The organism is Methylobacterium sp. Leaf469 (assembly GCF_001424745.1).
In the GTDB taxonomy this organism is placed as follows: Bacteria; Pseudomonadota; Alphaproteobacteria; order Rhizobiales; family Beijerinckiaceae; genus Methylobacterium.
In genome coordinates this window covers 814946-821523 of sequence record NZ_LMRE01000001.1, presented here as the reverse complement: position 1 = coordinate 821523, position 6578 = coordinate 814946, and the positions used below count along the sequence as shown (strand labels likewise).

The 6578-nt window shown below is 72.8% G+C and carries 7 protein-coding genes; 4 read left to right on the top strand and 3 right to left on the bottom strand.

Annotated features, from left to right (window positions below):
* Window positions 1-133: 133 nt before the first annotated feature.
* Both ASG60_RS03865 and paoA read right to left on the bottom strand, forming a co-directional pair.
* Window positions 134-1084 (bottom strand): xanthine dehydrogenase family protein subunit M, encoded by a 951-nt coding sequence (locus tag ASG60_RS03865; RefSeq protein WP_056384267.1) that lies wholly within the window; start codon window positions 1082-1084, stop codon window positions 134-136.
* Complete coding sequence (gene paoA / locus ASG60_RS03860; protein ID WP_056306514.1) at window positions 1081-1590, bottom strand: aldehyde dehydrogenase iron-sulfur subunit PaoA; 510 nt, start codon at window positions 1588-1590, stop codon at window positions 1081-1083. The genes ASG60_RS03865 and paoA overlap by 4 nt, the downstream gene beginning before the upstream one ends.
* Window positions 1591-2113: 523 nt before the next feature.
* On the opposite strand from paoA, the gene ASG60_RS03855 reads away from it, so the two are divergent.
* The 4 genes from ASG60_RS03855 to ASG60_RS03840 all read left to right on the top strand — a co-directional run bounded on the left by ASG60_RS03855 (window position 2114) and on the right by ASG60_RS03840 (window position 5871).
* Window positions 2114-2551, top strand: coding sequence for a hypothetical protein (locus ASG60_RS03855; protein ID WP_156369077.1), 438 nt, complete (start codon window positions 2114-2116; stop codon window positions 2549-2551).
* Between the two features lie 210 nt (window positions 2552-2761).
* A complete protein-coding gene (locus ASG60_RS03850) occupies window positions 2762-4912 on the top strand; it encodes a M48 family metalloprotease (RefSeq protein ID WP_056384266.1) in 2151 nt (716 codons plus the stop codon).
* A 10-nt stretch (window positions 4913-4922) separates the two neighbouring features.
* On the top strand, window positions 4923-5447 hold the full coding sequence (locus ASG60_RS03845; RefSeq protein WP_056384265.1) for a hypothetical protein: 525 nt from the start codon (window positions 4923-4925) through the stop codon (window positions 5445-5447).
* Between the two features lie 58 nt (window positions 5448-5505).
* The gene (locus ASG60_RS03840; protein WP_056384264.1) at window positions 5506-5871 is read left to right on the top strand and encodes a hypothetical protein; all 366 of its coding nucleotides are present in this window, start codon (window positions 5506-5508) and stop codon (window positions 5869-5871) included.
* A 3-nt stretch (window positions 5872-5874) separates the two neighbouring features.
* On the opposite strand, the gene ASG60_RS03835 is transcribed toward ASG60_RS03840, so the two are convergent.
* Window positions 5875-6564, bottom strand: coding sequence for a hypothetical protein (locus ASG60_RS03835; protein WP_056384263.1), 690 nt, complete (start codon window positions 6562-6564; stop codon window positions 5875-5877).
* Window positions 6565-6578: the final 14 nt, after the last annotated feature.

Below are 6578 nucleotides of genomic sequence, written 5' to 3'. Positions count from 1 at the left end.
ATCGTGCCAGTCGTAGGCGTAGGGGGCGGTGCCGGTGGTCTTGTACTTGCCGTCGATCCGGTCGGTGGCCTTTCCGACGACCTTGAGCTGGTCGATGGGGTTCTGGCCGGCGGGGGTGTCGAACTTCATGGCTCTAAGCCCTCGCTTCGGTGAGCACCGCGCCGAGCGTGCGCTCGGCGAGCTTCAGCTTGTAGGCGTTGTCGTGGGTCGGCTTGGCCCCGGCGAAGGCCTKSKCGGTCACCGCCTTGGCGCCCTGCGCCATCGCGCCCTCCGCGGCTTCGACCCGCCACGGCTTGTGCGCGACGCCSCCGAAGGCCGCCCGGCCGGTGCCGTCCGGCTGCACCACGGCGGCCACCGAGACGAGGGCGTAGGCGTAGGAGGCCCGGTCGCGGACCTTGCGGTAGATGTGCGTGCCGCCCAGCGGTTTCGGCAGCGTCACCGCCGTGATGAGTTCGCCGGGCTTCAGAGTGGTGTCGACCTCGGGCCGGTCGCCCGGCAGGCGGTGGAACTCGGCGATGGGGATGTTTCGCGATGCCCCTTTCGCGTCRACGGTCTCSACGGTGGCGTCGAGSACCCGCATGGCCACCGCCATGTCGCCCGGATGGGTGGCGATGCAGGCCTCGCTGGCRCCGATCACCGCGAGCTGGCGCGAGACCCCGTCGAGGGCCGAGCAGCCCGAACCGGGGGCCCGTTTGTTGCAGGCCTGCGCCGTGTCGTAGAAGTACGGGCAGCGGGTGCGCTGGAGCAGGTTGCCGGCCGTGGTGGCCTTGTTGCGCAACTGGCCCGAAGCGCCGGCCAGCAGCGCSCGGCTCAGCACCGCGTAATCCTTGCGCACCCGCGCGTCGGCGGCGAGATCGGTGTTGCGCACCAGGGCGCCGACCCGCAGGCCGCCCTCCGGGGTCGCCGCGATGGTGTCGAGGCCGAGGCCGTTCACGTCGACGAGGTGCGTCGGGGTCTCGATCTGCAGCTTCATCAGGTCGAGGAGGTTGGTGCCGCCSGCGATGAACTTGGCGTTCGGGGTGCGGGCGACGGCGGCSGCCGCCTCGGCGGCCGAGGTCGGGCGCTCGTACGTGAAGGACTTCATGCCTGCTTCCCCGCGACTTCGGTCATCGCCTCGACGATGTTGGAATAGGCGCCGCAGCGGCAGATGTTGCCGCTCATGCGCTCGCGGATCTCGGCGTCCGTGACCTGCATCGGCGCGTTGAGATCGGCGGTGGCGTGACTCGGGATGCCGGCCTTGATCTCGGCGAGCACGGCGACGCCCGAGCAGATCTGGCCCGGCGTGCAGTAGCCGCACTGGAAGCCGTCGTGCTTGATGAAGGCGGCCTGCATCGGGTGCAGGGCGTCCGGCTGGCCCAGCCCCTCGATGGTGACGATCTCCGCGCCCTGGTGCATCACCGCGAGGGTGAGGCAGGCGTTGATGCGCCGTCCGTCGACGATCATCGTACAGGCGCCGCACTGGCCGTGGTCGCAGCCCTTCTTCGAGCCGGTGAGGTGCAGGTGCTCGCGCGCCGCGTCGAGTAGCGAGGTGCGGGTGTCGAGTTCGAGGTCCCGGCGCTGGCCGTTCACCGTCAGCGACACCTTCGCCAGAACGGGCTTGTCGGTACACCTTCGCCAGAACGGGCTCCTTCTTCGAGCCGGTGAGGTGCAGGTGCTCGCGCGCCGCGTCGAGTAGCGAGGTGCGGGTGTCGAGTTCGAGGTCCCGGCGCTGGCCGTTCACCGTCAGCGACACCTTCGCCAGAACGGGCTTGTCGGTTCCGGACGGCCTGTCGGCCGTCGGCGCGGCGCCCGCTGCGGGCACGGCCGCCAGGGCCGCCGTGGCGGATGCTCCCACCATCAAGTCTCTCCGATTCACTTCGAGGGCTCCAACTGGTCCCGTTGCGGCGCCGCCCCGTCGCCGGCGAACGGCCGGGCGAGGTCCGGCGCGCCGGACGGGGTGCCGAGGGGAAACACGATCACCTTGGATAAGCTCCAAAGTGACGTGCGGATCCGCGACGGCCGGCGGGCAAAATCACGCATGGTCTCCTAATCCGCCTCGCGAGGCAGGGCCGTCGCGCACGGGCGATGGATTTGCCGATCGCGGTCCGCGTGCTTATGACCGAACGCCGCGATCATGCCGGCGCAGTCAGGGGGAGCGGGGCGAATGCGGGGAAACAGGCACGAACACGCGCGCCGTTTTCTACTCCCCTTCGGCGTGTGCGCCGCGCTCGCGCAGCAGCCTGCACGTGCGCAGGAGACGGCGCAGCCGTTCACGCTGGCCTGCGTCAACACCGGTGGCAAGACGATCTACTTCAGCATCGATCTTCCCGCCCGGCGCTGGGCGCTGATGAAGGCGAACGGTGCGCTCGATTCGAAGCCGCAGGCCGTCGCCGCCGAATCCAGCGACATCATCAAGCTGAAGAACCCCGGGGGGTACTTCAACATCGACCGCAAGACCGGAGCCATGGAACTCATCAAGGGCGAGACCCGCCGGGTCGACCGGATTCCCTGCGCCAAGCACGAAACCCACCTTCCGATCCCGGCGGACGTGCCGGCGGCGAACAAGTTCTGATCGCGTCGCGTCCCGTCGGGGGGCTCCCCCTTTCGAAGCGAACGCCCGACGGCGATCGGCAGCGGCCCGGCGATGGGCCGGAGCCGCGTGCGGGCACCGGCATCCCCGAGAACCGGTGTCCACCTTTCGGGCCGATGACCTGAGGAGGCCAGCATCTCCGACACGAAGACCCCGCGCGCGCCGTCGCGCCTAAATGCCCTCGCCCGCCTCGTGGCGGCGACCGTCCTGCTGCCCCTGGGCATCCTGCTCCTCGGCCTGTGGGAGCAGGAGCGGGCCGGCGCCGATTGGGCCGATCTCGCCGCCGAGCGGGAGCACCTGACCCGGATCGTCGCGGATCTGGAGGCGCGGGCGCCGCCGGACGGGCGCCCCGATTTCCGGATGCAGTTCCGCCGCAACGGCAAGGGTTACGGCGGTCCCCTCGCCCTGGTTCAGGCTCGGGCGGCCCGGGACGAGGCCGCGACCCTGACGACGATCATGGACTGGCGCCGCCTGCTCCCGCCCGTGGTCGTCGCGGCCGGGGGGGGCGCCGCCCTCCTGTCGATCCTCGTGCTCCTGGCCGGCGCCGCCCTCGGGCGACTGGGGCGGGCCTCGCGTGACGCGCTGGTGGCCGGCTTCTCGTGGATGCGCCGCCTGCTGCCGCCGGTGCTCGCCCTCCAGGTGCTCCTCACCACGGCGGGCTTCGTCGCGGCCGTGGTCTTCGAGGCCGGGCTGCTGGCGCGGCCCGGGCTGGGCGGCGGCGAGATCAAGATGCTGTTCCTGGCCGCCGTCGCCGTCGGGGCGGTCCTGATCGCGGCGGGCGCCACGGTTCTGGGCCTGCGCCGGGCGCTGTCCGCCTTCGAGCCCGACCCCCTGTCGATCTTCGGCCGGGTCGTCTCGCCCGCCGAGGCGCCGGGCCTGTGGCGGCTCACCGAGGGGCTGGCCGACCGGCTCGGGGCGTTGAAGCCCGAGGCCGTGGTGGTCGGTCTCACGGGGGGCTTCTTCGTCAGCGCCGGCCCGGCCGTGGTCGAGCCCGGCGGCGCGCCGCTGACGGGCCGGATCCTCTACCTGCCGCTGCCCTACCTCGCCCTACTGCGGGGCGACGAGGTGGCGGCGATCATCGGCCACGAACTCGCCCACTACGCCGGGGGCGACACCGTCTACAGCCAGCGCTTCCTGCCGATCTATGCCGGCGTCGGCCGCTCCCTCGACGCGGTGGCGGAGGGGCATGCCGGGTCCTTCGGGCTCCTCGGCCCGTCCTTGCGCCTCGGCGTCTTCGTCATGGAGAACTTCCACCTCGCCGTGCGCCACTGGAGCCGGACCCGCGAGTTCGCGGCCGATGCGGCGGGTGCCGGCCCGGCCTCCGTGGACGCCGCCGCGCGGGCGCTCCTGCGCACGGGGGCGGTGGCCCCCCGCATCGCCGAGACCTTGGACGCCGCCGCCGAGGCGCCCGGGTCCGCCCCGGCCGACCTCGTGGCGGCGAGCCTCGACCACGCCATCGCGCGCGGCCTCGACGATCCGGCGACGCATCTCGAGGCGGAGCAGGCCCACCCCACCGACACCCATCCGCCGACCCGCGAGCGCGTGGCGGCCCTCGGCCGGACCCTCGACGCCGAACTCCTGGCCGCCGCCGCCGCCGTTCCGCCCCCGCACGCGCTCGGCCAGCTCGCGGCCTACTTCGCCGATCCCGCCGGCCTCTGCCGCGCGGCGACGCACGATTTCCTCGACGCGGTGCGGGCCCACGATGCGGCCTTCCGCGCTCATCTCGAAGCGACGGCGGCGGAGATCGGCACCGAGGCGCGGGAGCTGCGCGAAAGCACCCGCCCGGGGGCCATCGCCCTCCTGGTGGCGGGCGGCTTCTTCATCGGGGTCGCCCTCCTGTGGCTCGCCGCCGGCCTGCCCGGCCTGTCCGCCAGCCAGGCGGGGGCCGTGGTGGGGGTAGCGCTGGCGTGCGGGGCGGTCCTGGGCGGCTTCGGCGGATTTCGGCTGTGGCGGGGCGAGCGCACGACGATGATCCTGACCCCCGAGGCCCTGGCGGTGCCCGGCCTCGACCGACCGATCCTCTGGGACAGCATCGCCGACCTCGACATGACGACCCGGCAGAACGGCGTCGTCACCCGCCTGCTGCTGCCGCCGGAGGCGCCGTTCCCGCAGGCGGTGCCGGGCGGCCGCAAGGTGAAGCTCGACGCAGGGCGCGGCATCGTCACCGTCACGGCCGGCCTGCCGTACCGGATGTCGGTACAGGACTTCGCCGACCTCATCGGCCGCTACCGGCAGGCGGCGCAGGCGCGCCGTGTCCTGGCCGAGACTGCGGCGCAGGCGCGCCGTGTCCTGGCCGAGACCGCGGCGGCTTCCGAATCCTCCCAGACCCCCGTGATCCCGTGAGGTTCCGACCATGAACACCGCCGCCAACCGCCCCGAGCCCTCGCGTACCGAATCCTTGCGCCTGCCGCCGCCCCGCCAGGGCTGGGGCAACATCTTCTGGACCCTGTTCGGCCTCGTGGCGCTGGGTGCCCTCCTCGTCGCCTGCGCCGTCTACACGGCCCCGCCGGTGGTGACGGATTGGCAGATCCGCGACACGGCGCGTCCCGTCGCCGCCGCGCGGGTGAGCGACGGCAAGTGCAGCACCAAGATCGTGCTCCACCTCTGCGACATGACCCTCACCCTGCCCACCCCGTCGGGCCCGGTGGTCCGCCGGATCAACACCGTGTTCACGGGCGTGCATGCGGGCGATTACAGCGTCCGGGTGATGGCCGATCCGGCCCGGCCCGACCTCGTCACCACCGATCTCGCCCTCGACCGCCTGTGGAACCGCACCGTCACGCTTCTGGTCATTGCGGGAGCGCTGGCGGCCATCATCGTCGCGGCCCTCGCCGCGATGGTGCGCAACCGGCGGGCCGGCGCGGGGTCCATGGGTTGATGCGATCTCGGCTTCGGCGGGACGGATCGCTCCACACACCGCGCGAGGGGGGCGCCGCATGATCGTGTTCTGGACCGGGCGGGGCTACTGGGTCGTCTTCTTCGTGGCGCTGGCGATGTTCCTGCCCCTGATCGTCCTGCGGCAGGTCGACGGGCCGGAAGTGGACCGGGCGGTCTGCCTCACCATGAGTCTCGCGGCGCTCGCCGTCCTCGGCCTCGGCCTGCGCTGGAACCGCGGCACGACCTTCGGGCCGGCCGGGCGCGACCACGCCTTCTGGGGGTTGCCGATGCAGGTCTGGGCCGTGCCGATGCTCGTGTTCGCGGCCCTGCTCGGGACCGGTACCATCACCACGGCGGAGGCTCCGCGCGCCCGCTCTTCCTTCCAGGAATCCGGCTTCCAGGAATCCGGCGGCGTCGTCCGGTGAATCTCAGCCCCGCGTCACGAAGAACCAGTTCGGCGCGAGGCGGCGGTCGCTCTCGGCCCCGGAGCCGGCCGGAAACGCATCGTCCGGCCGGTACACGAACGACGTGCCCCAGGGCGTGCCCCCCGGGATCGGTTCGTCCAGGGCGATCTCGCCGCCGGGACCGCGGGTGAACCCCGCGAGCCCGAGGCGTTCGAGGGCGTCGCAGAGGGCGCGGTAGCGGGCGTAGGGAACCCCGAGGTCCCGCAGGACGTCGATCTCCCGCAGGCTGCCCGTGTCGCGCGCGCCTTGCGGACGGTACGGGGTGACGCGCCGGCCGTTGACGAGGCGGGTGCTCTCCCACCACGCCGTTCGCTCCGCCGCCGGGGGATCGTCCCGCCCGCGTTCGAAGGACACCAGGGTGGGCATGGCCGCGATCTCGGCCACCACGGCGTCGAGCCGCGATCGGTTCAGGACGAAGTAGCCCGTCGTCGTTCCGAACGCCGCCCAGGTCATGCCGCCGCCGACGGCCGCCAGGGCGAGGAAGACCGCGACCCGGTGCGTCGCCGCGCGGGCGAACGCCGGCACCGCGACGACGGCCGCGGCGATCCCCGGGACCGGCGCGTAGGCGACGAGGGCCCAGCCGAACACGACGACACCGCAGCCGCCGACGACGAGGGCCGCCCTTCGCGTCCCGTCGGACCGAGGGGCAATCATGGCGGGACGATCAT

Coding starts and splice junctions, on each gene's coding strand:
- ASG60_RS03855 (WP_156369077.1), top strand. CDS start 2,114: ATGCCGGCGCAGTCAGGGGGAGCGGGGCGAATGCGGGGAAACAGGCAC.
- ASG60_RS03845 (WP_056384265.1), top strand. CDS start 4,923: ATGAACACCGCCGCCAACCGCCCCGAGCCCTCGCGTACCGAATCCTTG.
- ASG60_RS03835 (WP_056384263.1), bottom strand. CDS start 6,564: ATGATTGCCCCTCGGTCCGACGGGACGCGAAGGGCGGCCCTCGTCGTC.
- ASG60_RS03840 (WP_056384264.1), top strand. CDS start 5,506: ATGATCGTGTTCTGGACCGGGCGGGGCTACTGGGTCGTCTTCTTCGTG.